Raw genomic sequence first — 25,831 nt, forward strand, 5'->3', positions numbered from 1 at the left:
AGGTGCAACTCTACAATATGTAAAGTTGCACCTTCTTTTTTTCTTTTTGTCTCTCTTATTTTAGTGGATTGGAATGTTCTATAACTTCTTCTACTGCCATAGATTAGAGGTAAGAAGGAGGGGTACATGCTATGATCGAGCCAGGAAAGGTAAATAAACAGCATGATCTGCACATGCGCAGTCGTAAACAGCTAGAGTTGACGGGCGTGCAAAATGTGGAGAGCTTTGATAGCGAGGAATTTTTGCTTCGTACAGAACTCGGCCATCTCACCATTCGCGGGAATCATTTACATATCAAAAATTTAAGTCTGGAGAATGGACTGTTGTCCTTGGAGGGCAATGTACATTCCCTGATTTATCTAGATCCCGGATCGCAGGGCAAAAATAAAGGTCTACTCGGTAAGCTATTTAAATGAATCCTGCAGTTCAGTGGCTGACGCTGTTCTACATGATATTGGCCGGGGTGACAATGGGACTGGCCTATGACAGCTACCGGGTGCTGTCGCTCAAGTTCAATTTTCCCAAATGGCTGAATGCCATGCTTGACCTGCTGTATTGGCTTTGTGCTGCTTTGTTTGTTTTTAGAATGCTCTATGCCGGAAATCAGGGGCAATTGCGATTTTATGTCTTTTTAGGTTTATTTCTAGGAATATGGATCTATTTTTTGATCTTCAGTGTTACGGTGCGGCGTTTTGTGTTAATGTTAATTCAATCGGTTCAGTATATGTGCAGATTGCTATGGAGACTTATGGAGATTATGATAGGTAAACCTCTTCGCTGGCTTTGGCGCCTTATTATAGGGTTGCTAGTGCTGCTAGGTCGTATTTTATTATTCATCCTTAAGCTTCTGCTGCGTCTAACGAAGCCAATTTGGGTATTACCTGTAAGGTGGATTTCTCCATGGTTATCACGGCTTAAGCATAGCGCCTGGATCGTGAAGATCACTGGATGGATTACCAAATGGCGGAAACGCTGACCTTTGAATTAGGGGGTACGCTGCATGAACAGATTCACTGCGGAAGAGAAAAGTAATCCTAGCAAAAATTCGGCCGCAGGCGCGAAGAGAAGAAGATTCATGTGGATTCTCTTTGTGGCAGTATTTTTTGGCTGGGCGGGTTATACTTACTTCAATCAAAGTGCAGTTATTGCGGACAAGGGCGAGCAACTCGCCAAGAAACAAAAGACTAGCGAGAGTGTCACGTCATCTTTGAATCAACTGAAATATGAAGTGTCCAGACTTAATGATGATGAGTATATTGGCCAATTAGCGCGTAAATGGTACAATATCTATCCTCAAGGGGAAACTCCTATTCGAACAGAGCAATCAGAGCAATAATACTGGCTAAAAGAGGCTTTTACTCTGTTGCCTTGCTTTGCTCTTTACTGTATAATCAAATCACCGCAGACAGGATGACCTTAATATTCGTCTGTATATTTTTAAGGGAGGATCATTTTATTCTATGGCAATTGAAGTGGGCACCAAGTTAGAAGGCAAAGTGACAGGCATCACGCATTTCGGAGCATTTGTGGATCTGTCAGGAGGTGTCACAGGTCTCGTTCACATCTCGGAAATCGCCGATAATTACGTCAAGGATGTTAACGATCATCTGAAGATTAGTGATGTAGTAACCGTCAAGGTGATCAACGTCGATAAGGACGGCAAGATCGGACTTTCCATTAAGCAGGCTGTTGACAAGCCAGCATCGGAAGTACGTCCGCCTAGAGCTCCAAGACCAGAACGTCCTAGCGGCGGAGACCGTTTCGGCGGCGGTGGCGGCAGTGGTGGAGGCGGCGGTGGATTCAATCGTGAACGGGGTGGGCGTCCATTTAAGCCTGCAGCCGGTAAACCTTCATTCGAGGATAAAATGTCGCGATTCCTGAAAGACAGCGAAGAACGGATATCTTCGATTAAGAAGAACACAGAAGGAAAGCGCGGAGGCCGTGGAGCCAAACGCGTATAATCCAATACCTGTACATCATAAATAACCGCAAGGGCATTTCGCCCTTGCGGTTTTTTTGTCGTGTCATATAAACTTGCCGACAGCATCCATGTCATTTTCACATAACTCTAGGGCAATCGCTGGCGAATGACCGCCAGGCTTGCGCCTAAAACTGCACTGGAATCAAGCTTGAGGAGAAGCAAACTACTGCGCCGCAAGGGATCGCTCTATTTTTTTAGGAATAATGAACAAAGGCTTTTTTGTCGGAAATTTCTTATGACTGTCCCTCCATTTCTGACAAACTTTCTCAAATGACCCGCTATATAATGAGAACCATAAATTCTTAAACGGGTGGTGTAGGGTAATGAGTAAAAGCAATGTGGTGAATTTGCCAGAGTGGACAAGAGTGGGAAGCGAAGATAAGAAGCAGAGACAAGCCTTAGGCACGCGTATTATAGCTTGGGGTCAGAAGCAGCGTTATATTCAGCTTATAACAGCGAAGAAGTGGATGCTTCTGTTAAGTTTTATGGGGTTTCTGCTAGGTAGAGCTATGATCCTGGACGAGCTGTCCCCTTTTGCTGTCGCATATTTTGCCGTCATTGTGTTTATGCGTCGAGACTCTATTTTACCTGTAGCGGGTGCTATTATAGCTGGAAGTCTCTTCACTCCGTTTCCGGGTGCCTTGGTTACTACGGCTGAACTGATTATCTTCTTTCTTGTTTATAGAGGGCTTGAAAGTTTCGAACGAATAGATTTGTCCTATGCACCCCTTATGGTATTCGTATCCTCGTTTATGGTTGGCCTGTTCAAGATTGTTCTCGGACCTTCTCTTTCCTGGTACCCCTTTATGATGACAACTCTGGATGCTTTACTTGGGTTTGTACTTACTCTTGTGTTCATTCAGGCACTTCCTCTACTAACTTACAAACAAAAGAGCAGATCGCTGAGGAACGAGGAGGTTTTATGCCTTATTATTCTGTTAGCCTCCGTAATGACAGGCCTTGTGGGATGGACCCTTAATGGTTTGTCATTAGAGCATATATTGTCTCGTTATTTAATTCTGCTCTTTGCCATGGCAGGGGGCGCTCCCCTCGGTGCAGCTGTTGGGGTGGTGACGGGGTTGATCCTTAGTCTGGCCGATATCAGTGCTATCTATCAGATGAGTCTGCTTGCTTTTTCCGGAATGCTAGCGGGAATGATGCAAGGTGGGCGAAAGGGTGCGGTATCTATTGGCATGCTGCTAGGATCAACGATCCTTTCCGTCTATTTTACGGGTCCGGGTGATATGATGGCCTCAACATGGGAGACCTGCGCAGCAGTAGTGCTGTTTCTAATAACGCCTAAAACGATGATATCAGCGATAGCAAAATATGTACCGGGCACGTCAGATCATAGCCGATCTCAACATGAATATGCCCGCAGGGTCAGGGATCTGACTGCAGAACGGGTCACTCAATTCTCACAGGTATTCCAACAGCTCTCCAGTAGCTTTGGTCAGATTCCACGTGCCGGAGAAGTGGGCAAATCGGATCGTGAAATGGAAGATTTTATGAATACGGTCACAGAAGGAGCCTGCGCTGGCTGCATTCGCCGTACTCACTGCTGGGATGCAAAATTCTATCAGACATATAGATACATGACAGATATGATGACAACTGTTGAGGAATGCCCTGATATTACGGCTGCTCAGCTGCCACCGGAATGGAGCCGTATTTGTGGCAAAACCGGTGAAGTGCTTGAGGTCATGAAGGGACAATATGATCTCTACCAACATGATATGCGGTGGAAAAGACAAATATACGATAGTCGGCAATTTGTTGCCGAGCAGCTGTCCGGCGTGTCACAGGTTATGGAAGACTTGGCCAAGGAAATTAAGCGTGAGGGGCAGGCCATGTATCGGCAGGAAGCGCAAATCCGCGAGGCTCTTGAGAAATTGGGACTGTCTATTCATGGCATTGAAATTTTAAGTCTGGACCCCGGACGCGTAGAAATAGAAGTAGTGCACGCTTATAATCGCGGTTTTGATGAATGCCGTAAAATGATTGCCCCACTCCTCTCCGACATTCTGGATGAGAATATTGCTGTCATGAGTGAGACGGCGGTTCATCCCCGGGAAGGACTCTCGATGGTTACCTTTGGTTCAGCCAAAGCCTTTGAGGTAAATACGGGTGTGGCAGTTGTTTCTAAAGGTGGAGATATGCTATCTGGCGATAGCTTCAGCACCGTAGAGCTTGGCAATGGCACCTTTGCAGTATCCATTAGTGATGGAATGGGAAATGGTGAACGGGCAAGGATGGAGAGCAGTGCCGCACTCGGCATGTTAGAAAAGCTGCTGCAATCCGGTATGGATGAGAAACTGGCTGTAAAGTCGGTCAACTCAATTCTTTTATTACGCTCCCCTGATGAATTCTATGCTACTGTCGACATGGCTTTAATCGATCAATATTCTGCGCAGACAACGTTTATGAAGATTGCTTCTGCACCAAGCTTTATCCGGAGGGGGAGTGAGGTCATTCCAATAACCTCTAGCAATCTGCCGATAGGAATCATTAAAGATATTGATGTGGATTTAATCAGTATGCAGCTTCGCCCCGGCGATATTTTAATTATGATGACCGATGGTATTTATGATGCGCCTGGATATGCCGTTAATAAGGAGATATGGATGAAACGGATGATCCAAGAGCTTGAGGGTGATGATCCTCAAGCTCTAGCGGACAGCCTGTTGGAGAAAGTGATCCGTTACCAGGGCAATGAGATCCTTGATGACATGACTATTGTCGTCAGCCGTCTTGATCATTTCCATCCGGAATGGTCCAGCCTGCATATGCCGGGCATCGGCCGTATGGAGCGCCCGCGTACGGTAAGTTAGTTATTTTAGGTTTAGGTTTAGGTTTAGTAGGTTTTAATGTTGGGTACGCGCGAAGCGTCGTACTGCTTGTATAGTTTAAGGCACGCGTAAGATATCGTGCTGCTTGGGGGGCACGCGCGAAGCGCCGTGTTGCTTGTGGGTTTGTAGCACGTGTAAGGTGTGTGCTGATGGAGGTATTCGAGGCGAGTCCGTGACATGTAACTCGCCGGCCTCTACTATTCTCGTTTCAATGGTCGGCTGACTTGGGACGGAATCTGTAGATCTAAACTGTTTACTAGTGAAGGTATGGAACGGAGAGAAAGTTTGGAGCTGTAGAAGCGGAGCGTTCGCCTTTGTCCTCGGATTCCAACCGCGAGAGGCGGTTCTAATCAAGGAATCTGAGGACAACAGCGATCGAAAGCCCAAACATTTCTCGTAGTTCCCCTATTCACTAACCCCCTCTGTTTTGATCTAGACTCCTCACTTAACATCGACCGTTTGAAATCTCTCATTTCTGGATATGCTAGAAACAGAGGTTCAAACAAAGGGGGAGTTGAGGGTTATGAAGCAAATTATGCTCATTACTGACGGTTGTTCGAATGTAGGAGAAAGTCCGGTGTTGGCAGCGGCGCATGCCCTGCAGGAGGGAATCACCGTAAATGTGGTCGGTGTAGTTGATTATGGTACGATCGGTGAAATCGGCAGCCGGGAGATTGCCGACATTGCCAAGGCCGGGGGAGGCCTTAGCCGAATAGTCGGAACACCACAACTGGCGCAGACGATTCAGATGATGACACGCAAGACCGTGGTTCAGACGATCCAGCAGGCGGTTAATAAAGAGGTAAAAAAGATACTAGGCGACGGCTCACTGGATCAGCTGCCTCCTGTTCAACGTTCACAGGTTGTTACAGTTGTAGATGAACTGACAGAAACAACACCGTTGCGCATTGCACTTCTTATCGATGCCAGTGCCAGTATGAAACCTAAACTGGGTGCTGTGGAGGATGCAATTCGCGATTTGGCTCTCAGTTTAGAAGCACGGGAAGGCAAGAGTGAGATCGCTGTGTTTCATTTTCCCGGAAATAACAGCAGTGAAGATGCCAAGCTTGATCTAGATTGGACGCATGACATGTCAGGTATTCGTACGCTATTCTCTAAATTACACATGAGAGGCGCAACACCGACTGGCCCAGCTATTTTCAAGGTGCTTGAACATTATCGTTATGATACACTGGATGAACATCGTGGACGCCGACTAAGCGATGACCACGACGAAAGAGAAGGGATGATTGGTGGGTATGTCGTCTAATCCGTCCTATCCTACTGGTACCTTAATTAACGGCAAATGGCGGGGTAACCGTTATGTCGTTGAGCGGATGCTGGGAAGGGGCGCGAACGGAACCGTATATCTTGTGCAAAGAGAAGGCAGACGGGAAAGGTACGCGCTAAAAATCGGATACGATACACTTGAACTTCAATCGGAGATCAATGTGCTGACCTCGCTGCAATCGCGACGAAAGCGGAATGAACATCGGGCTCGTCGTGAGAATCCATTGTCTTCTTATTTTTTGGAAGCGGATGATTTTGCGAATGGGGATAATATCCCCTTCTATGTGATGAGGTATGTTGAAGGCAAACCGCTGCATCATTTTTTATCGAAAAACGGTCCCGATTGGTTAGGCCTGGTAGGTCTTGGTCTGCTTGAAAAGCTGCGCACACTGCATGAATGTGGATTTGTGTTCGGTGATTTGAAGCCCGAGAACGTCATGGTATCGAAATACGGTGAAGTGGAACTGATCGACTTTGGGGGCACAAGCCCTATTGGTCGTAGTGTGAAGCAGTTTACCGAATGGCATGATCGTGGTTTCTGGAATGCGGGCAGTCGAATCAGCGATGAGGGTTACGATCTTTTCGCATTTGCTGTGCTGTGTCTTCGTTTGCTCAATGAAGAAGGGCTCAAAAAGGCAGCCTTACAGCTGCCGCAGACGAGAAGTGTGGACGAATTATTTAAGCTGGCTAGAAATTTACCCAATAAGAAACTATCCTCCTGGATTTGTATGGCGTTAAAAGGGGGGTTCTCAGGCTCTGCGGATGCTACTGAGGTCTGGCGAAACCATATTTATAACTCGCGCAGAAAGCGCCCGGATAGTATGGACACCCCCCGGTGGTTAAAAAATGCATTCGCATTGTCTTTGTTTTTGCTCGCCTTTACGATTTATTGGGTATTCCGTTTTTGAACTCATACATATAGTTGGAGAGAGAGGGGGGCGCATATGGAGCAAATGAATGGACTGGTGGAGTCTGTATTGGAGTCAGCGGCCGAGCATGAGCTGTGGGCGCCCCATGACACCATTGTAGTCGCAGTTTCCGGCGGCCCGGATTCTGTGGCTCTTTTGCATGTTTTACATGAAATATCTTTAAAATTTATTCCGCTTACCTTAATATGTGCTCATGTGAATCATGGATTTAGACCGGAATCGAAGGAAGAGGCAGAGCTCGTACGTGGTATGGCTGAAGAACTGGGACTGCCCTTTGAGTTTGCGGAATTCGATATTCCCTCCTTGGCTAAAGAGAGTGGACTTGGTCCTGAGGGTACTGCACGTGAGAAGCGGTACGAATTTCTGATTGATACGGCACACCGATATGGGGCGCGTTCTGTTGCTCTGGCTCATCATGCTGATGATCAGGCAGAAACTGTAGTTATGCGTCTATTACGCGGAAGTGGCTTATCTGGACTGTCGGGTATCAAGTGGAAAAGAACAGAAAAAAAGGTGGAACTCATTCGCCCATTCCTACGTATTAACAAAACAGCACTTTTAGGGTTATGCCAAAATGAAGGTTTCACTTATGCTGAGGATGCCACCAATCTGCTGACGAAATACAAGCGAAATGCCATTCGTTTGGAAGTTCTCCCTTTTCTGGAAAAGTATAATGGCAGAGTGAAGCAATCCCTCGTACAGCTTGCGGAAATTGCGGGAGCTGAAGATGAGTATATGGAGACGTCTGCGGCAAAATGCTTTGAAGAGCTAGTTTCGGAAGGGGATGGGAAATACACCTTTAACAGAGCTTCATTTGCTGCCATACCCTCCGCTTTACAACGGCGTTTGATTAAACTAATATTAAATTATCTGTCGGCGGATTTATCTGCCCTTGATTTCCCCAAGATCGAAACTGTACGTCGGGGAACGCTGCAGAGCTATCCCACCACCTGGAGCTTGGATTTGGGTGGAGGCCTGACTTGTGTGCGGCAATATGATAGTATCTTGTTCTCGTCCAAGCCCACGACGCCACAGGCAAGCTATACATATCGTCTGTTTTTACCGGACTCTGAGCTTAAATTGGAGGAAATAGGTAAGGTGATGTCGATGGCGGTACTGGAGAGAGAAAACTTTTTTGTACAGGGGGAGGATTATGGGAAGATGTCGGCTTGGTTTGACCGTGATGAACTGGTCTTTCCACTGACGATACGATCCCGATTGCCTGGAGATACCATAAGGATCATGGGATTAAACGGAAGCAAAAAGGTAAAAGATATTTATATTGATGATAAAATACCTGCTTCCGAACGGTCATTGATTCCCCTCGTTTGTGATGGTTTGGGCAATATCGTCTGGATTCCGGGCGTAAGACGCTCGATGCATGCCGCAGTAGGGCGGCACACGACCTCCGTACTTCTATTGTCTCTGGCAGAGCTGGATGACCGCGAAGAAACGTAATGGTCGAAGTAAGTCTTTCATAGTATAACTTAGGAGGTTTCGCAAGTTGCAAAACGATATTCAAGAAGTATTGATCACCGAAGAGGAACTTCAGCAGAAAATTAAGGAGCTCGGTCGAACACTGAGCGAAGAATACGCAGGTCGTACCCCTTTAGTAATTTGTGTACTAAAAGGTGCGTTTATATTTATGGCAGATTTGGTTAAAGCCATTACAGTACCTGTTGAGATGGATTTCATGGCAGTGTCCAGCTATGGAGCATCCACCAAGTCCTCTGGAGTAGTCAAAATTATTAAGGATTTGGATGTATCGGTAGAAGGCCGCGATATCTTGATCGTTGAAGATATTATTGACAGTGGTCTTACACTCAGCTATTTAATTGAGTTGCTCCGCAACCGGAATGCTGCTACTATCTCTGTGGTTACCTTGTTTGATAAACCATCAGGCCGCACTGTTAATCTTGAAGCCAGCTACACAGGCTTCGTGTTACCTGACGAATTTGTAGTAGGCTACGGATTGGATTATGCCGAGCGGTATCGGAACCTCCCATATGTTGGAGTACTGAAACCTGAGATTTATTCCAATTGAACTAAGGACTGCCTCGATCATACGGATCGGATACCCACAACTTCCTTTATTTGAGGTGTCCCAAGAGGCTATGGTACAATAACTTGAGTGTTGTGAGAGGAGGTAGGGGATGAATCGGTTCATCCGGAATTCTGGTTTTTATTTGATTTTATTTTTAGTCGTGGTGGGTATTGTCCAGTTTGTGAGCAATGGAAATGAAGCCGCCGATTTCCCTAGATACGACGAGTTACGGCAGGAGATCAAGAACAACAATGTGAAGGATTTGACGGTTCAGTTTGAGGGTAATGCCTTTCTGGTCACAGGCGAGTATAGAGAGCTGCCTGCCGATACTAAATCGAAAAGCTTCTCCACATATATTCCTCCTACAGATGCCGCTATCAATGAACTGATTCAAGCCAGTGATGTTAATGGGATTGAATTAACTCAGAAGAAAATGGAAGGTACCAGCATTTGGCTGACATTCCTTTCTTCAATTATCCCACTGGTAATTATGTTCATCTTGTTCTTCTTCCTGTTTAATCAGGCGCAAGGTGGCGGCGGTAAAGTCATGAATTTCGGCAAGAGCAAGGCTCGGTTATATAATGAAGAGAAGAAGAAAATCAGCTTTGAGGATGTTGCAGGGGCGGACGAAGAGAAGCAAGAGCTTGTCGAAGTCGTTGAGTTCCTGAAAGATCCACGCAAATTTGCAGCTGTCGGCGCACGTATTCCTAAGGGCGTATTGCTTGTAGGTCCTCCGGGAACAGGTAAAACATTGCTTGCCCGTGCGGTAGCAGGTGAAGCTGGCGTTCCTTTCTTTAGTATTTCCGGTTCTGACTTTGTGGAAATGTTCGTGGGTGTCGGTGCTTCTCGGGTACGTGATTTGTTCGAGAATGCTAAGAAGAATGCTCCATGTATTATCTTCATTGATGAAATTGATGCTGTGGGTCGTCAGCGTGGTGCCGGTCTTGGTGGCGGACATGACGAGCGTGAGCAGACGCTTAACCAATTGCTGGTTGAGATGGATGGATTCGGTGGTAACGAAGGCATTATTATTGTAGCGGCGACTAACCGCGCTGATATACTTGATCCGGCATTGCTTCGTCCAGGACGTTTTGACCGTCAAATTACGGTTGACCGTCCTGATGTGAAAGGCCGTGAAGCTGTACTTAAGGTGCACGCTCGTAACAAACCGCTTACGAAAGATGTAAGACTGGATGTTGTTGCTAAACGCACAACCGGATTCACAGGTGCTGATTTGGAGAATCTGCTGAATGAGGCAGCTTTGCTAGCTGCACGCCGTAACCGTAAAGATATTTCCATGATTGAAGTGGATGAAGCTATTGACCGTGTTATCGTAGGTACTGAGAAACGCAGCCGTGTGATCAGTGACCGCGAGAAACGTATTGTAGCTTATCATGAAGCAGGCCATACTATTGCTGGTTACTTCCTTGAGCACGCCGATATGGTGCATAAAGTTACTATTATCCCACGCGGACGTGCAGGCGGATACGTTATTATGCTTCCGAAGGAAGATCGGATGATCGTTACCAAGCAGGAGCTTTTAGATAAGGTTACTGGATTACTTGGTGGACGTGTTGCCGAAGAATTGTTTATTGGTGAGATCGGTACGGGTGCATACAGTGACTTCCAACAGGCTACGCGCATCGTGCGTGCCATGATTATGGAGTACGGTATGAGCGATAAGCTTGGACCTATGCAGTTCGGATCTTCTCAAGGTCAAGTATTCTTAGGTCGTGATATTGGGCATGAACAGAATTACAGTGACTCCATTGCTTATGAGATTGATCAGGAAATGCAGAACTTTATTACTTCGAGTTACGAACGTTGTAAAGATCTGTTGATCAAACACTCCAAAGAAATGCACTTGATTGCCAATACATTACTTGAGAAAGAAACACTTGAGCTTGATCAGATCACACAACTGATTGAACAAGGATTCCTTTCCGAGGATGGTAAACCAGAGGGTGGCGAAGGTGTTGCCCATGAAGTTGGCGAGCCTGTCATCGACAATATCGGTGATGTGCGAGTTCGCATTCAAGGCAAGCCTGAGGATGAACAGTCCACACTTCCTGACTTATCAAAGGATATCCCGAATAACCCTGATTCTGAGGGTAATGATGGTTCCGGTGATGACAACAAAGGTGGGGGCACTAGCCTTACCTAATTGGGTCCACCATTCATATGATGTAAATTTATCCGGAGAACGTAACTGTTCTCCGGATTTTTTATTTTAATTTTTAAGGGATTCTATGCCTTAAAGCCTGTCCAGTTACATTGACAGGGGCTGGAACGTTGTGTACATTAGTGATTAATATTACTTACTATTTATATCAGCATGTTCATTTTTTCACCATGATGGCGCATGCCATTTGATAACATCATGTCGGCGAAAAGCCGCGAGGATTTAAGGGGGAGAACAATCGGTGGAAGCTCTGGCGCTTGAGCGCAAGCAGGAACAGAATCGAGAACTTCGTATACGTCTTGAACAGCTTAAAAAGGAACGAAACGCAATCATTTTAGCTCATTATTATCAGCGTGATGAAATTCAGGAGGTTGCCGATTTCCGGGGCGACTCTTTTTTACTCGCTCAGAAGGCTGCAGAGACAGATGCGGAAGTTATTGTATTCTGCGGTGTTCATTTCATGGGGGAAAGTGCAAAAATTCTAGCCCCGAACAAAACCGTCCTAATTCCTGATGAACGTGCAGGCTGTCCAATGGCAGATATGGTCAATGTAGACGGTTTACGTAAGCTAAAAGCTCAACATCCAAATGCTAAAGTAGTCACTTATATCAACTCGTCCGCCGAGATTAAAGCAGAAACCGATATTTGTTGTACCTCTGCTAATGCTGTGAAAGTAATCGAATCCCTTGACGCCGAAGAGATTATTTGGGTCCCAGATAAGAATCTTGGTCAATATGTACAAGATCAGACGGGCAAGAAGCTGATTATCTGGGAAGGCTATTGCAACACTCACGACATGTTGACCGTCAAAGATGTAGTAGAGATGAGAGCAAAATATCCAGATGCGGAATTTGTAGTTCATCCAGAGTGCCGTCCTGAAGTAGTGGCCATGGGTGACTATGTAGGCAGCACTACATCAATTCTGGAGTATTGCCGGAAATCGGATCGTAAGCAATTTATCGTTGGAACGGAAGATGGTACCGGATATCAGCTTCGTAAGGATAGTCCAGATAAAGAATTCCATTTTGCTACCAAATTTCTTGTTTGTCCTAATATGAAAGTTAATAATCTAAAAAAACTGGTGAAATGCCTGGAGACGATGAAGCCACAAATCTATGTACCGCCTGCTGTCGCCGACAAAGCCAGAACATCCCTAGAGCGCATGCTACAAGTCCGGTAGCATGCGCTACTCTTTCGTTGAAACAGGTGAAAAGCGGTCATGATTCCACAATATTTGGTTGATTTTGATCTTCGGGATATTCCTACGGTAAAGACAGATTGTATTGTTATTGGTTCAGGGATTGCCGGATTATTCACGGCTATTAAAGCCAGTGAAGATCGGCGTGTCATAATGATCACAAAGAAATCAGTAATGGAAAGTAATACTCGCTATGCACAGGGGGGGATCGCAGCTGTTATAGCTGAGGATGATTCCCCTGCATACCACCGGCAGGATACCTTAATGGCCGGTGCAGGTCTTTGCTCCTCAACAGCTGTCGATGCACTTGTTAATGAAGGGCCGGAAGGCGTTCATGAGTTAATTCGCTTAGGAACCCTGTTTGATAAGGAAGATGGGGTACTGGCTTTGACTCAGGAAGGAGCGCACAGCCACCGCCGTATTTTGCATGCAAATGGGGATGCTACTGGTTATGAGATTGTTCGTGCATTGGCGGAACAGGTAGCGGAACATGAGAATATTGAGGTCTGGGATGATCATTATGCTATCGATCTCATCACTGAAGGTGGCGAATGTGTAGGCGCATTATTGCAGCGGCCCGGTGGTGGACGGTTGTTCCTGCAAGGGGATGCGACCATTTTGTGCTCTGGTGGAGCAGGACAATTATATCGATACACTACCAACCCTGAGGTAGCTACAGGAGATGGTGTAGCGATCGCCTATCGCGCTGGTGCTCATATACGAGATATGGAATTTATTCAATTTCATCCTACAGCACTTAGTTACCCAGGAGCTCCTAGATTTTTAATCTCCGAAGCTGTGCGTGGGGAAGGAGCAGTCTTGCGCAATATTAATGGAGAGCGGTTCATGGAGCGTTATCATAACCTGCTTGAACTAGCCCCGCGGGATATTGTAGCGCGAGCTATTGTAAGTGAAATGGAACTTACTAAATCAACGTTCGTTTATTTGGATATTACACATGAATCTCCAGAGATGGTGAAGCATCGGTTTCCCACAATATATGAGACATGTATGGGCTATGGACTGGATATTACAAGTGATTGGATTCCAGTGGCTCCTGCTGCGCATTATATGATGGGGGGGATTAAGACCGATCTGAATGGAGAGAGTACCGTCCCGCGTCTGTTTGCTTGCGGAGAGGTTTCCTCCACAGGCCTGCATGGCGCTAACCGTTTAGCTAGTAATTCTTTATCTGAGGCCATTGTATTTGGACAGCGTATTATTGATCGGATTCATGAGCTTTCCCCGCTGGACCGTGATATTTTATCGGTTATCAGTAACGAGGGCCGTGTAGATTCGCCAACTCAAGCTATTGTGGAACGTCGTTTGAAGCTACAGAAGGTAATGGTTCGATATGCCGGACTACGTCGTAACGAAGAGATGTTACTTAAAGGATTAGATGAATTAAAACGACAGCTGCCAATCTTTGGATCAGCTTTGTCCAAACGTGAGGAATATGAATTTGCTAATATGCTGACCTGCTGTTTGCTTGTGACAGAGTCTGCTCTGGCACGGGAAGAGAGCCGTGGGGCGCATTACCGTGAGGATTATCCGCAGCGGGATGATGATCAGTGGCGTAAGCACCTGCTTCAAATTCGCGAACTGGGAATAGTGGAGGAATTAAGCGATGATGTTTAATGGTTACAATGAAGAACTAGTACAATCTATCAAGGCTTGGTTGCGGGAAGATGTTGGTTCCGGAGATGTAACCACGCAGATGACGATTCCAGTGGGCCATGAGTCCAAAGGGATTATTCATGCCAAGGAAGATGGGATAATTTGTGGCATCCCAATTGCAGAGCTGGTCTTTGAAATTGTGGATCCGGCGCTTAGTTTTACAGCCCTTGTCGAAGAAGGTCAAGCTGTAACCAAAGGGACTGTAATTATTGAGGTTGAGGGCAGCACACATGCGATTCTAACAGGTGAGCGGCTTGCGCTTAACTTGATGCAGCGTCTTTCGGGTGTGGCATCACGTACAGCTTCTTTCGTGCAGGTGCTGGAGGGATTACCGACTCGCTTAGTGGATACACGTAAGACAACACCAGGTCACCGGATGCTTGAGAAATATGCTGTTCGTATTGGTGGAGGCTTTAATCACCGTTTTGGCTTATATGATGCAGTTATGATCAAGGATAATCATATCAAAGGCGCGGGTGGTATTCGGCAGGCTGTAGGTCGTGCTCGGAAGAACATCCCGCATACGATGAGCATCGAAGTGGAGACCGAAAATTTAGAGCAAGTCGAAGAGGCGCTGGCAGCAGGTGCCGACATTATAATGCTCGATAACATGTCTAACGATATGATGAAGCAAGCCGTGGCTAGGATTAAATCCCAAGCTCCGCATGTTAAGACAGAGGCTTCTGGAAATGTATCGTTAGAAACCGTACGCGGGATTGCTGAAACGGGTGTGGATGTGATTTCTGTCGGGCGCCTTACGTACTCCTTCTCCAGTCTGGATATCAGTCTAGACCTTAATGCTAAGAAGGAAGGGCCTTTGTCATGATGCTTGCTGTCGATATCGGTAATACCAATATTGTTCTCGGTGTATATAGAAAACGCGAATTGCTGCATCATTTTCGGCTAAGCACTGCGCGCCAATCGACCGTGGATGAATATGGAGTAATGATACACAATCTTTTTCACATGTCAGGTATATCTGTCAAAGACGTTGAAGGTGTAATTATATCTTCTGTTGTTCCACCACTGGTTAAGACTATTGAGGATATGTGTATTAAATATATAGGGAAAGACCCATTGATTGTTGGACCAGGGATTAAGACGGGGCTTAACTTACGTTATGAGAATCCGCGTGAAATTGGCGCAGACCGGATTGTTAATGCAGTTGCTGCGATTGAACAATACAAATGTCCACTTGTGGTTGTTGATTTTGGTACGGCTACGACTTTTGATTGCATTGATGCAGGTGCTAATTATCTTGGTGGCGCGATAGTTCCTGGTCTAGGCATTTCAACAGAGGCATTATACCAGCGGGCATCTAAGCTGCCGCGAATTGAATTGGAGAAGCCTAAAAAGGTCATCGGGCGTAATACGGTGCATGCGATGCAGGCCGGAATTATTTTTGGCTATGCGGGTCAGGTTGAGGGCATCGTTAAACGAATTAAAGTCGAGATGAACGCTCCCGAACTGAAGGTTATTTCGACCGGAGGCCTCGCCTCGCTAATTGCGGGTGAAACGGACTGTATTGATGAAGTAAATCCTATGTTAACGCTAGAAGGATTAAGAATTATTTACGATCGTAACCAATAAAGATAAAGAAGCCTAAAAAGGCGAAGAGATAGGAGGGCTATGCACCCAATGGAAAAAAAGAAGGATCGACTAATCCGCGGCACGGCTCTTAATGGTAAAGTGAGAGCGTTTGCTGTCCGCACAACTGAATTGGTTGAAGAACTGAGACGCAGACACGATACGTATCCAACGGCTACAGCCGCAATGGGACGTACAGTTACCGCTGCAGCCATGATGGGCGCTATGCTCAAGGGTAGTGAGAAGCTGAGTATTATGGTTAAGGGGAATGGACCGATCGGACAAATCGTTGCAGAATCCAATGCATTGGGAGAAGTGCGTGGTTATGTGCATAATCCACACATTCATTTACCGAGCAATAGTATGGGGAAACTGGATGTAGCTGGAGCGGTGGGAACTGAAGGGTTCATTGATGTTATAAAAGATTTAGGCATGAAAGAGCCGTACCGAGGTAGTATTCCTATTATCTCCGGGGAGCTTGGCGATGATTTTACTTATTATTTTGCGGTTTCTGAGCAAACTCCAGCTGCGGTTGGCCTAGGTGTATTGGTAGATACCGATGAGTCGGTAATTGTGGCTGGAGGGTTTATTGTTCAACTTCTTCCTGGTCTGACAGATGCGGAGATTACTGAGATTGAAAAAGCTGTAGGGGCGATGCCTTCTGTAACAGCACTTCTCGATCAGGGGCTGGAGCCAGAAGAAATGCTGCGCTACCTTTTGCCGGATGCAGTGGTTATGGATGAACTGGATATTAACTTTGCTTGTCAGTGTTCGCGTGAGCGGGTAGAGCAGACATTGGTTAGCTTAGGGCGGGATGAACTGGAGAGATTAATTGCAGAAGATGAACAGGCTGAAGTCGTATGCCATTTTTGCAATGAGGCTTATGTTTTCAATAAGGACGATTTACAGGTCATTTTAGAACAAGCGAATTCGTAGGGCATTGGGATGATGACGAGACAGGAACGTGCACTTCGCAATACGGTTATTATTCTAGCTGTTGCAACTTTAATGCTCGGGGGTCTATTATTCTGGAGTTTGCGCGCCATGGCCCTACTTAAAGGAGATACAACAGACAATGAATCACCGGATGTAGCGACTGCAGGCGGACAACCGATAACGGATCAGCAGTGGATGGATGAGCTCAAAAAAAAGCATGGAGAAGAAGTGTTAATCAGTATACTTAACCATATTGTCGTGGACATGGAAGCTAAGGCTTTAGGAATTACCGTGACAGACGATGAGGTTAAGCAGGAACTGGCACGCACTATAGTTGGATACGAATCAGAAGCGCAATATTATGCTCAAATGCAATCTCAGCTGGGATTATCTCGTCAGGAAGTGTTCGCAGAGACAGCTTATCGTCTGTCCTTACAAGCGATAGCCACGGTGGGCATTACAATCAGTGATGCCGATATAGATGCTTATTTAGAGCAAAATGCCGAGCGCTTCGTTCCAAAAAAGGAAATGCAGCTTTCTATGATCAAGGTTTCATCCTATGAGGAAGGTCAGCAGGTAATGGATCGCTTGGAACAGGGTGAGGATTTCGCTGATTTGGCTAGGGAAGTGTCTATTGATGAAGAGAGTCGGCAGCATGGAGGCAGTTTAGGCAAAGTAGAGGAAGACGACCCTTTTTGGCCAGAGGGAATGTTAAAGACTGCGGCTGGATTGGATGTGGGTGATATAGCCGGTCCGATCGAGACAGGGGAAGACTTCGCCATTATTCGCTTGGAGAGTATTCACTCTCCAGAAATGCCAGATCAGAAAGAAATTCGGGCGCTTGTACGTCAAGAGCTGGCTTTGGAGCAAGCCCCTCCCTTGCAGCAGGTGGAAAGCAATTTACGCAATAAATATGAGGTGTCAATAAATATTGACAACAGCCTGCAAGATTGATAATATGATATTAACGTAAACCCTACCGTTTTAGTCGGAAATAACTGACGGTGGTCAACAATTTAAACTCCACACACAGAAGCATAAAGTCACAATTTACGTTCTTATATCGCATTTATCATTCTAAGGAGGTTTTTGCTCATGGCTAAAGTCGTTAACAACGTAACAGAATTGATCGGAGGTACTCCGCTCGTTCGTTTGAATCGTCTGGCACAGGAAGGCTCCGCAGATATTTATTTGAAATTGGAATATCAGAACCCGGGATCAAGCGTAAAAGACCGGATTGCAATCAGCATCGTGGAAGAAGCTGAGCGTGAAGGTCTACTGAAACCAGGAGGTACGATTGTAGAAGCTACTAGTGGTAACACTGGTATCGGCCTGGCACTTGTAGCTGCTGCTAAAGGTTATAAGGCAGTTATCGTAATGCCGGAAACAATGAGCTTGGAGCGCCGTAATCTCCTTCGCGCATATGGAGCGGAATTGGTGCTGACCCCAGGATCGGAAGGTATGAATGGTGCGGTTAAGAAAGCAGACGAAATTCTGAAGGAGAACCCAAGCTATTTCCCATCCGAGCAATTCAAGAATAAAGCGAACGTGAAGATTCACCGTGAGACTACTGGACCTGAAATCATTGACGCTATTGAATCCATCGGCGGTCCTTTGGATGCTTTTATTGCAGGTATCGGAACAGGCGGAACGATCACTGGTGCGGGTGAAGTGCTGAAAAGCCAATATCCTGATATTAAGATCTATGCTGTGGAGCCTGCTGCTTCCCCAATCTTGGCTGGAGGCAAACCAGGCCCTCACAAAATCCAGGGTATCGGAGCTAACTTCATCCCTGAGATTCTGAACCAAGATATCTATGATGAAATCATCCACGTTGAGAATGATGAAGCTTTCGAAACTGCACGTCGTGTAGCTAAAGAAGAAGGCGTCTTGTCTGGTATTTCTTCAGGTGCTGCTGTATTTGCCGCACTTAAAGTAGCCAAAGATTTAGGCCCTGGCAAAAAAGTAGTAGTCATTATCCCAAGTAACGGCGAACGTTACCTGAGCACACCACTTTACAATTTCGAAGCGTAATTGTTTGCAATAACGTAAATCTATAAGAGTCTTCATACCACTTTTTTGGTGGTGATGGAGACTCTTTTCGTTGATTTAAAAGGCATTAGGTACTGTGCATATATGGCAGGCTAGACGTGGTAATTTTATTATTGTTGAAAAAAGCTCTGGTTTTTGCAGAAAACGAAAAAATCATAATAATTTCCTATCGCTGAGGGCTTTTCAATAATGCCTTAAGTACAGTATACTGACAGGCAATATACTACTGATGATTGGACAAAACTAAGCAAATGCTTACGAAGCGAGTTTTGTCTCGAAGATTAAACTGTAAGATGATGTTAGACAAAACTTTTAGGAGGATGGCTTTGGAAATCATAACAACCTGGAACGAGTGGGAACAATGGGCTGCTGAAGACTGGAGCATGTTTCCCTTGATTATAAAATCCCCCCGGTGCACAAACGAATTACCCGCGTCCTGGGAGAAAGCCTGGGAGTTAGCTTCCCAGTATTCTGTAGTTTTAGAAAGTGGTAAGGGTGGCCGTTATACGTACTTGGGCTTGAACCCTGTTTCGATATTGAAGGGCAAGGAGGATAATGCGGAAGTATTTAGCTTCCCTACTGAATCTTTGGAATCAGCATCAGTGGACGAGGAGAGGATACCTGAGGCAACAACACTGCATGGACAACCGCTGGAGCTACTGCAGCAATGGATGTCGGATTTTACGTCGCCTAAGTTAAAGGATGAAGATGTTCCTACTTTTTCTGGTGGATGTATTGGTTTCCTTGGTTATGATGTGGTTCGTTCTTTGGAACGATTGCCGTCTCTTGCCCAAGATGATCCTGGTTTTCCTGATTATCTTTTTATGAGGTTTGACGAGATATGGATTTATGATCACGAAGAGCATGTGCTGTATTGTGCTGTTCACGTTCCAGTTCCAGCAGACTGTGGGATGGAAGAGCTGCAAAATCTTTATCTTGGCAGTATAGAACAGGCTGGACAAATGGTAGAGCAGTGGCAGCTGATATCTTCAGCTGCAGGATTGGATGATGAGGCTGTGGGCAGCATTGAGGCCCTTACAGTTTCATCAGGAGAGTGGCCGGGCATGGCTTCCGCCTTTTCGCCTGAGAAGTTTCAGCAGGCAGTGCTGGACGTTCAGGAATACATCCGCCAAGGTGATGTCTTCCAAGTGAACCTCTCGCTGCGCCAGGAGGCGCAGCTGAAGTCCCCGCCGGAGGATGTTTACGAGTGGCTGCGCAAGCTCAATCCGTCCCCGTACATGGGGCTCTTGCGGTCGCCCGGCTTCGCGCTGTCCAGCGCTTCACCGGAGCTGCTCGTCAAGCTGCACGGGGACAAAGTGAGCGCCCGGCCAATCGCCGGCACCCGGCGCCGGGGACTCACTCCCGCGGAGGATGCCGCCATGGAGGCGGAGCTTCGCGGGAGCGAAAAAGAGATCGCCGAGCATATCATGCTTGTCGATCTGGAACGCAACGACATCGGGCGTGTCGCTGCATACGGTTCCGTCAGCGTGCCGGAGCTGATGACGGTGGAGCGCTACTCTCATGTGATGCATCTCGTTTCGCAGGTAGAGGGCCAGATTGCGCCGGATAAAGACGCGTATGCGGTTATCGCAGCTTTATTCCCCGGGGGGACTATTACAGGGGCTCCCAAGGTAAGGACAATGGAGATTATTGAAGAATTGGAGCCGGTTCGACGTGGACCCTATACAGGATCGATGGGTTTTATTGACTATAACGGCAATATGGAATTAAATATTATTATAAGAACGCTGGCTGTAAAAGACGGGGTCGGATATATTCAGACAGGTGCCGGCATAGTGATCGATTCCGATCCCTACCGTGAATACCGTGAATGCCATAATAAAGCCAAAGCGGTAGTGAAGGCAGTACTCTGTAGTGAACTGCAGCAGGAATTGCCAGCTACCAGCGGAGCCGAAGGGGGAGTAGCACTGTGATCTTGGTCATCGATAATTATGATTCCTTTACGTATAACCTCGTACAGTATTTAGGTGAGCTTGGGGAAGAGGTTAAAGTGCACCGCAATGATGAAATTACCATCGAAGAGATTGAAAAGCTGGCACCTGACCATATTCTAATTTCACCAGGCCCATGTACGCCAAATGAAGCGGGAATTAGTCTGGAATTGTTGCATCATTTCAAGGGGATCATTCCGATCTTCGGCGTATGCCTTGGACATCAAGCGATTGGACAAGCATTTGGTGGCAATGTCATCCGTGCTGAGCGTTTGATGCATGGGAAGACATCGCCTATTTACCATAACGGGACCTCAGTTTTTGAAGGTCTGGAGTCTCCATTTACAGCTACCCGATATCATTCACTGATTGTAGAGCGGGAGAGTCTCCCAGATTGCTTGGAGATTACGGCTGAGACTGAAGAAGGGGAGATTATGGCATTGCGCCATAAAGAATACCCTATTGAAGGTGTGCAGTTCCACCCGGAATCTATTATTACGGATCATGGTCATACGATGCTGCGTAATTTCTTGAAACGGAGAGCCGGAGAAACGGCATGAAATATATAGGATTTAACAATGGTGTCATTGACGCCCGAGAAACCGTGGTTTCTGCCTTGGATCACGGCTTTTTGTACGGCATTGGCTTGTTCGAAACCTTTAGGACCTATGGGGGAGTTCCCTTTTTGCTGGAGCGTCATTTGAAGCGTATGGCAGAGGGTTGCAAGGCACTGGGCATTCCATTTGAAGCAGAAGCGGCACATCTACTTGACTGGATTAAGCGCGTTATGGACAAAAATGAATTAAAAGAAGCTTATATACGCTATACCGTAACAGCCGGTGAGGATGTTCTCGGATTACCTGCTGGTGATTATCAAAAGCCTAATCATTTGTTGTACATCAAAGCGCTGCCGAAAGTACCAGATAAACTCTATAGTGAAGGCAAAGAGCTGCAGCTGTTGTCCTTGCGGCGTAATACTCCTGAGGGAACAGTGCGATTCAAGTCGCTGCATTATATGAATAACATTCTGGCTAAGCGAGAGCTTAGAGGGTATGCTTCTGCGGCAAATGGTGCTGAAGGACTAATGCTGACGGCAGAAGAATTTATTGCCGAGGGCATTGTCAGCAACATCTTTTTTGTAAAAAACAACAGGCTCTATACCCCAGATCTTACAACAGGGATACTTCCGGGAATTACCCGGGAAATGGTAATGGAGCTGGCTCTTAGTGCAGGCCTTAGTGTTGAAGAAGGAACATATCACTGGGAGCAGTTAAAAGCTGCTGATGAAGTGTTTCTTACCAATTCCGTACAAGAAATCGTTCCTGTTACTGGGGTGTGGCACGGAGATGCAAGATTTACTATAGGTACTGGCCAGTGTGGAACAATTACTGCTGGCTTGATTTCATTATATAGAGATAGGACGGCGATTTCGAAATGAGACCAGTCCTCTTTAAGCGGACATACCGTTGTGGAAATACAGACTTGGAGTTAGGAAATCGAACATTGATTATGGGCATCCTTAATGTGACCCCTGATTCTTTTTCAGATGGAGGACTTTGGGATCATCCGGACAAAGCAGTTGAGCATGCGCTGCGTATGGCTGCAGAGGGTGCTGATATTATTGATATCGGCGGTGAATCTACTCGTCCTGGCCATCAACCGGTGGGACTTGAAGAGGAGTTAGCCCGTGTATTGCCTGTGATCGAGAGTATTCATAAGGCGGCACCTCACCTTCCGTTATCTATCGATACCTATAAAGCTGAAGTAGCCCGCCAAGCTATAGCTGCGGGTGCCCATATCATTAATGACATATGGGGTTGTAAGGCCGATCCGGAAATGGCGGCAGTGGCCGCTGCTGCTGACTGTCCTATTATTTTGATGCATAACCGGCAGGACCGTAATTATACGAATCTGAGTGCGGATATGTCGGCTGACCTTAAGGAAAGTATTGATCTTGCGGTAGCCGCAGGTGTTAAGCCGGCCAATATCATATTGGATCCAGGTATCGGCTTTGCTAAGGATTATAATGAAAACCTGCAGGCAATGACGCTTTTAGACGGGTTGACTGAGTTAGGTTATCCGTTGTTACTGGCGACTTCCCGCAAAAAATTCATCCGCACGGTACTTGATTTGCCGTCTGATGATGTTGTGGAAGGCACCGCAGCTACAGTAGCTTTTGGGATAGCTCAGGGTTGCCAGATCGTACGTGTACATGATGTATCTCTGATTAAACGAACGGTTAAGATGTGTGATGCGATGTTGTATGCTGCACCTCCAGTGGTGCGTGAATAGCTATATTTTACGAAAAAGGGCGGATTAACCATGGATAAAATGACAATGCATCGCATGGAATATTACGGATACCACGGTGTATTTGAGGAAGAACGTAAGCTGGGACAACGTTTTTACATTGATTTAGAGCTGGAGCTTGATTTGCAGGGTGCGGGCTTGAATGATGATTTGAGTCAAACCGTGAATTATGCTGAAGTTCATGAATTAGTCAAAAACATTGTCGAAATAAAGTCTTTTAAGTTGATCGAAGCTTTGGCAGAATATATTGCATCCTCCGTACTGGACACTTATACTGTTATCAATGCAGTAACGGTTAAGGTAACTAAACCCCATCCGCCTTTCGACATTCATTTTCAGGGAGTGACTGTAGAGCTGCGCAGAACTAGAAAGTGAGAACAAGGTCCATGAATATACATTCCACCTCTGAAGAATCAGAGGCTTATATTGCTTTAGGGGCTAATTTGGGTGACCGCGAGGGTACACTGTCAGAGGCTTTGAACAGACTGGACGCTCATGATGAAATATCTGTGGTCCGCTGCTCCAAAGTTTACGAGACAGAGCCAGTAGGTTATTTAGATCAGCCGCAGTTTCTCAATATGGCAGCAGCTTTGCGAACGACACTTGCGCCCGAGTCCTTGCTGGAAGTGATGTTGGGGATTGAAACGCAGTTGGGTCGTATCCGGGATATCCGCTATGGACCGAGAACGGTAGATTTGGATTTGTTGTGGGTTGAGGGTCAGGTGCTCGATACACCACATTTAACGTTACCGCATCCACGCATGTTAGAGCGTGCTTTTGTATTGTTTCCGCTCAGTGACATCGTTCCACAGAATGAACAATCTTCCGGACTTCGCAAGCTGATTACAGCAGCGCTTCAAGACATAGACGGGAAGGAAGGAATTCGGTTGTGGACAACAAGCGTTTGGGACGGAGGGTCAGGGCATTCCGTAAGCTAAAAGGGTATACTCAACAGGATCTTGCGGATCTTGCCGGAATTTCCTTGGCTGTGCTTGGTGCAGTCGAGAGGGGTAACAGACGATTAGAAGATCAAATTTTAGATAAAATTGCGAATGTTCTAGGGGTTACAACAGAAGAGCTTGTGGATCCCAACTCATAATTTCCAAGAATTAAAAGGCAGGAAGTGATACGAATGCTGAAGATTGGCGATATCGAGATGAAAAATCAGGTTGTTCTGGCACCTATGGCTGGCGTGTGCAATCCGGCTTTTCGTCTGATCGCTAAGGAATTTGGTACAGGTCTGGTCTGTGCGGAAATGGTAAGCGATAAGGCCATTATTCACGGAAATACACGTACTCGCGAAATGTTGTTTGTAGATGAACGGGAGAAACCGCTTAGTTTGCAGATTTTTGGCGGGGATAGAGAATCACTGGTGCAAGCAGCAAAAGTGGTTGATAAAGAAACCAATGCTGATATTATCGATATCAATATGGGATGCCCAGTGCCTAAAGTAACTAAATGTGATGCGGGAGCCCGCTGGCTTTTGAATCCCGACAAAATCTATGAAATGGTCTCTGCGGTTGTCGATGTTGTCGATAAACCCGTAACCGTGAAAATGCGGATTGGCTGGGATAGCGAGCATATTTTTGTCGAAGATAATGCGCGTGCGGTTGAACGTGCCGGGGGTAAGGCTGTCAGCGTACACGGTCGTACCCGGGAGCAGCTTTACACAGGCCATGCGGACTGGAACTATATCAAGATGGCAAAAGAAGCAGTTTCTATTCCTGTTATTGGCAACGGGGATGTTAATACACCTGAAGATGCTCGGGCTATGTTGGATCAGACTGGCTGCGATGGCGTAATGATCGGGCGTGGAGCACTCGGCAATCCTTGGATGTTGTATCGTACGATTCAATATTTGAGCACCGGCGAGCTTATGCCTGAACCTGGCTTGGATGAGAAGATTAAGGTTGCTATTCTTCATATGGATCGACTGGTAGCTCTTAAGGGAGAAGCTGTAGCTGTCCGTGAGATGCGTAAGCATATGGCCTGGTACTTAAAAGGCTTGAAGGCTGCCGCTAGAGTGAAGGATGTTCTCATGACAGAAACAAAACGCGATGGAATGGTGAGGATATTGAATGATTTTGTCGTTCAATTAAAGCATGAAGAAGAGAGCAAGGGCATTGAAATGTCTTCTTCTGCTGTATAATCACCTTTTTTCTGCTGATATTTGAACACATCTGACTTTATATGTGGTGTCATTGACATTTTGTAGCGGTTCCAATATAATTTCACAGTATAAAATCGCCGTTACAGTAAGAGCAATGCAGCAGGGAGGGTTCTTATCCTTCTAGATTAGCATATAGTATGGTGTTTTCAATAATTGTATACGACAGGAGAATCGGTTGAGATGAGCGATAAAGAAGTCATCCTTACGCCGGACGGGCTAAAACGTCTGGAAGATGAGCTGGAGACCCTCAAATCCGTAAAACGCCGTGAGGTTGCTGAACGGATTAAGGTAGCGATTGGCTACGGAGATATCAGTGAGAACTCGGAGTATGAAGACGCGAAGAATGAGCAAGCTTTTATCGAAGGACGCGTTCTAACTTTGGAGAAGATGCTTCGCAACGCGCGTATCATCAATAGCGACGAGATCGTTACTGACGTAGTAAGTATTGGTGTTACTGTAAGTGTCGAGGATTTGGAATATGGGGACACTATGGAGTATACGATCGTAGGTACAGCAGAGTCTGATCCACTGAATAACAAGATTTCCAATGAAAGTCCGGTAGGCAAAGCTATTATCGGGAAAAAAATAGGTACGGTTGTTGATGTTTCTACACCTGCAGGAGTTATTCAATATAAAATTCTCGATATCAGAATGAAGTAATATACAGACCTTAA

General features: G+C 46.1%; 26 protein-coding genes. All 26 read left to right on the forward strand.

Annotated elements, in window-relative coordinates; genetic code table 11:
* Positions 1-131: 131 nt before the first annotated feature.
* The 26 genes from yabP to greA all read left to right on the forward strand — a co-directional run bounded on the left by yabP (position 132) and on the right by greA (position 25,817).
* Complete coding sequence (yabP, locus tag MHH86_RS00295; RefSeq protein WP_036678773.1) at positions 132-416, forward strand: sporulation protein YabP; 285 nt, start codon at positions 132-134, stop codon at positions 414-416.
* Positions 413-976: a spore cortex biosynthesis protein YabQ gene (gene yabQ / locus MHH86_RS00300; protein WP_036678771.1), complete on the forward strand. Its 564-nt coding sequence runs from the start codon at positions 413-415 to the stop codon at positions 974-976. The genes yabP and yabQ overlap by 4 nt, the downstream gene beginning before the upstream one ends.
* Before the next feature lie 24 nt (positions 977-1,000).
* Positions 1,001-1,336: a septum formation initiator family protein gene (locus MHH86_RS00305; RefSeq protein ID WP_036678769.1), complete on the forward strand. Its 336-nt coding sequence runs from the start codon at positions 1,001-1,003 to the stop codon at positions 1,334-1,336.
* A gap of 124 nt (positions 1,337-1,460) precedes the next feature.
* The gene (locus tag MHH86_RS00310; protein WP_036678766.1) at positions 1,461-1,961 is read left to right on the forward strand and encodes a S1 domain-containing RNA-binding protein; all 501 of its coding nucleotides are present in this window, start codon (positions 1,461-1,463) and stop codon (positions 1,959-1,961) included.
* A gap of 343 nt (positions 1,962-2,304) precedes the next feature.
* Positions 2,305-4,812, forward strand: coding sequence for a stage II sporulation protein E (gene spoIIE, locus MHH86_RS00315; RefSeq protein ID WP_076317139.1), 2,508 nt, complete (start codon positions 2,305-2,307; stop codon positions 4,810-4,812).
* Between the two features lie 541 nt (positions 4,813-5,353).
* Positions 5,354-6,100 carry a VWA domain-containing protein gene (locus MHH86_RS00320; protein WP_038568031.1) on the forward strand — a complete coding sequence of 249 codons (747 nt, stop codon included), beginning with the start codon at positions 5,354-5,356 and terminating at the stop codon, positions 6,098-6,100.
* Positions 6,084-7,028, forward strand: coding sequence for a serine/threonine protein kinase (locus MHH86_RS00325; RefSeq protein ID WP_094902328.1), 945 nt, complete (start codon positions 6,084-6,086; stop codon positions 7,026-7,028). Before MHH86_RS00320 ends, MHH86_RS00325 begins: the two co-directional genes overlap by 17 nt.
* 36 nt (positions 7,029-7,064) lie before the next feature.
* Complete coding sequence (gene tilS, locus MHH86_RS00330) at positions 7,065-8,507, forward strand: tRNA lysidine(34) synthetase TilS (protein WP_076317140.1); 1,443 nt, start codon at positions 7,065-7,067, stop codon at positions 8,505-8,507.
* 46 nt (positions 8,508-8,553) lie between these two features.
* Positions 8,554-9,093 (forward strand): hypoxanthine phosphoribosyltransferase, encoded by a 540-nt coding sequence (gene hpt / locus MHH86_RS00335; protein ID WP_036678757.1) that lies wholly within the window; start codon positions 8,554-8,556, stop codon positions 9,091-9,093.
* 109 nt (positions 9,094-9,202) lie between these two features.
* A complete protein-coding gene (gene ftsH, locus MHH86_RS00340; RefSeq protein ID WP_036678755.1) occupies positions 9,203-11,257 on the forward strand; it encodes an ATP-dependent zinc metalloprotease FtsH in 2,055 nt (684 codons plus the stop codon).
* Positions 11,258-11,516: 259 nt separating this feature from the next.
* Positions 11,517-12,455 (forward strand): quinolinate synthase NadA, encoded by a 939-nt coding sequence (gene nadA / locus MHH86_RS00345; protein WP_036678753.1) that lies wholly within the window; start codon positions 11,517-11,519, stop codon positions 12,453-12,455.
* A gap of 39 nt (positions 12,456-12,494) precedes the next feature.
* Entirely contained in the window at positions 12,495-14,111 is a 1,617-nt protein-coding gene (nadB, locus tag MHH86_RS00350; protein ID WP_076317141.1) for an L-aspartate oxidase, read from the forward strand.
* A complete protein-coding gene (gene nadC, locus MHH86_RS00355) occupies positions 14,101-14,976 on the forward strand; it encodes a carboxylating nicotinate-nucleotide diphosphorylase (RefSeq protein ID WP_036678747.1) in 876 nt (291 codons plus the stop codon). The genes nadB and nadC overlap by 11 nt, the downstream gene beginning before the upstream one ends.
* Positions 14,973-15,740 (forward strand): type III pantothenate kinase, encoded by a 768-nt coding sequence (locus tag MHH86_RS00360; protein WP_036678745.1) that lies wholly within the window; start codon positions 14,973-14,975, stop codon positions 15,738-15,740. The genes nadC and MHH86_RS00360 overlap by 4 nt, the downstream gene beginning before the upstream one ends.
* 48 nt (positions 15,741-15,788) lie before the next feature.
* The gene (hslO, locus tag MHH86_RS00365) at positions 15,789-16,673 is read left to right on the forward strand and encodes an Hsp33 family molecular chaperone HslO (RefSeq protein ID WP_036678742.1); all 885 of its coding nucleotides are present in this window, start codon (positions 15,789-15,791) and stop codon (positions 16,671-16,673) included.
* Positions 16,674-16,682: 9 nt separating this feature from the next.
* Positions 16,683-17,627, forward strand: a complete 945-nt coding sequence (locus MHH86_RS00370) for a peptidylprolyl isomerase (protein ID WP_081384451.1) — start codon at positions 16,683-16,685, stop codon at positions 17,625-17,627.
* Positions 17,628-17,768: 141 nt separating this feature from the next.
* The gene (gene cysK / locus MHH86_RS00375) at positions 17,769-18,707 is read left to right on the forward strand and encodes a cysteine synthase A (protein WP_036678737.1); all 939 of its coding nucleotides are present in this window, start codon (positions 17,769-17,771) and stop codon (positions 18,705-18,707) included.
* 401 nt (positions 18,708-19,108) lie between these two features.
* A complete protein-coding gene (locus tag MHH86_RS00380; protein ID WP_235219415.1) occupies positions 19,109-20,659 on the forward strand; it encodes an anthranilate synthase component I family protein in 1,551 nt (516 codons plus the stop codon).
* Complete coding sequence (gene pabA, locus MHH86_RS00385; RefSeq protein WP_036678733.1) at positions 20,656-21,237, forward strand: aminodeoxychorismate/anthranilate synthase component II; 582 nt, start codon at positions 20,656-20,658, stop codon at positions 21,235-21,237. Before MHH86_RS00380 ends, pabA begins: the two co-directional genes overlap by 4 nt.
* Complete coding sequence (locus MHH86_RS00390; protein ID WP_076317144.1) at positions 21,234-22,115, forward strand: aminotransferase class IV; 882 nt, start codon at positions 21,234-21,236, stop codon at positions 22,113-22,115. Before pabA ends, MHH86_RS00390 begins: the two co-directional genes overlap by 4 nt.
* A complete protein-coding gene (folP, locus tag MHH86_RS00395; RefSeq protein WP_076099927.1) occupies positions 22,112-22,969 on the forward strand; it encodes a dihydropteroate synthase in 858 nt (285 codons plus the stop codon). The genes MHH86_RS00390 and folP overlap by 4 nt, the downstream gene beginning before the upstream one ends.
* Positions 22,970-22,999: 30 nt before the next feature.
* Positions 23,000-23,362, forward strand: coding sequence for a dihydroneopterin aldolase (gene folB, locus MHH86_RS00400; protein WP_036678726.1), 363 nt, complete (start codon positions 23,000-23,002; stop codon positions 23,360-23,362).
* 11 nt (positions 23,363-23,373) lie between these two features.
* Positions 23,374-23,925 (forward strand): 2-amino-4-hydroxy-6-hydroxymethyldihydropteridine diphosphokinase, encoded by a 552-nt coding sequence (gene folK / locus MHH86_RS00405; protein WP_036678725.1) that lies wholly within the window; start codon positions 23,374-23,376, stop codon positions 23,923-23,925.
* A complete protein-coding gene (locus MHH86_RS00410) occupies positions 23,877-24,086 on the forward strand; it encodes a helix-turn-helix transcriptional regulator (RefSeq protein WP_076099929.1) in 210 nt (69 codons plus the stop codon). Before folK ends, MHH86_RS00410 begins: the two co-directional genes overlap by 49 nt.
* Before the next feature lie 33 nt (positions 24,087-24,119).
* Complete coding sequence (dusB, locus tag MHH86_RS00415) at positions 24,120-25,136, forward strand: tRNA dihydrouridine synthase DusB (RefSeq protein WP_036678722.1); 1,017 nt, start codon at positions 24,120-24,122, stop codon at positions 25,134-25,136.
* Between the two features lie 201 nt (positions 25,137-25,337).
* Positions 25,338-25,817 carry a transcription elongation factor GreA gene (greA, locus tag MHH86_RS00420; protein ID WP_036678719.1) on the forward strand — a complete coding sequence of 160 codons (480 nt, stop codon included), beginning with the start codon at positions 25,338-25,340 and terminating at the stop codon, positions 25,815-25,817.
* Positions 25,818-25,831: the final 14 nt, after the last annotated feature.

Source organism: Paenibacillus sp. FSL F4-0097 (genome assembly GCF_038593125.1).
GTDB classification, from domain to species: Bacteria; Bacillota; Bacilli; order Paenibacillales; family Paenibacillaceae; genus Paenibacillus_AQ; species Paenibacillus_AQ odorifer.

Bases quoted from the DNA above. Each gene is read 5' to 3' on its own strand.
- MHH86_RS00380 (WP_235219415.1), top strand. From the start codon at position 19,109: ATGTTTCCCTTGATTATAAAATCCCCCCGGTGCACAAACGAATTACCC.
- MHH86_RS00310 (WP_036678766.1), top strand. From the start codon at position 1,461: ATGGCAATTGAAGTGGGCACCAAGTTAGAAGGCAAAGTGACAGGCATC.
- MHH86_RS00320 (WP_038568031.1), top strand. From the start codon at position 5,354: ATGAAGCAAATTATGCTCATTACTGACGGTTGTTCGAATGTAGGAGAA.
- dusB (WP_036678722.1), top strand. From the start codon at position 24,120: ATGCTGAAGATTGGCGATATCGAGATGAAAAATCAGGTTGTTCTGGCA.
- MHH86_RS00390 (WP_076317144.1), top strand. From the start codon at position 21,234: ATGAAATATATAGGATTTAACAATGGTGTCATTGACGCCCGAGAAACC.
- yabP (WP_036678773.1), top strand. From the start codon at position 132: ATGATCGAGCCAGGAAAGGTAAATAAACAGCATGATCTGCACATGCGC.
- MHH86_RS00370 (WP_081384451.1), top strand. From the start codon at position 16,683: ATGATGACGAGACAGGAACGTGCACTTCGCAATACGGTTATTATTCTA.
- spoIIE (WP_076317139.1), top strand. From the start codon at position 2,305: ATGAGTAAAAGCAATGTGGTGAATTTGCCAGAGTGGACAAGAGTGGGA.
- yabQ (WP_036678771.1), top strand. From the start codon at position 413: ATGAATCCTGCAGTTCAGTGGCTGACGCTGTTCTACATGATATTGGCC.
- folB (WP_036678726.1), top strand. From the start codon at position 23,000: ATGGATAAAATGACAATGCATCGCATGGAATATTACGGATACCACGGT.
- nadB (WP_076317141.1), top strand. From the start codon at position 12,495: ATGATTCCACAATATTTGGTTGATTTTGATCTTCGGGATATTCCTACG.
- greA (WP_036678719.1), top strand. From the start codon at position 25,338: ATGAGCGATAAAGAAGTCATCCTTACGCCGGACGGGCTAAAACGTCTG.
- tilS (WP_076317140.1), top strand. From the start codon at position 7,065: ATGGAGCAAATGAATGGACTGGTGGAGTCTGTATTGGAGTCAGCGGCC.
- folP (WP_076099927.1), top strand. From the start codon at position 22,112: ATGAGACCAGTCCTCTTTAAGCGGACATACCGTTGTGGAAATACAGAC.
- hslO (WP_036678742.1), top strand. From the start codon at position 15,789: ATGGAAAAAAAGAAGGATCGACTAATCCGCGGCACGGCTCTTAATGGT.
- folK (WP_036678725.1), top strand. From the start codon at position 23,374: ATGAATATACATTCCACCTCTGAAGAATCAGAGGCTTATATTGCTTTA.
- cysK (WP_036678737.1), top strand. From the start codon at position 17,769: ATGGCTAAAGTCGTTAACAACGTAACAGAATTGATCGGAGGTACTCCG.
- ftsH (WP_036678755.1), top strand. From the start codon at position 9,203: ATGAATCGGTTCATCCGGAATTCTGGTTTTTATTTGATTTTATTTTTA.
- MHH86_RS00360 (WP_036678745.1), top strand. From the start codon at position 14,973: ATGATGCTTGCTGTCGATATCGGTAATACCAATATTGTTCTCGGTGTA.
- nadC (WP_036678747.1), top strand. From the start codon at position 14,101: ATGATGTTTAATGGTTACAATGAAGAACTAGTACAATCTATCAAGGCT.
- MHH86_RS00305 (WP_036678769.1), top strand. From the start codon at position 1,001: ATGAACAGATTCACTGCGGAAGAGAAAAGTAATCCTAGCAAAAATTCG.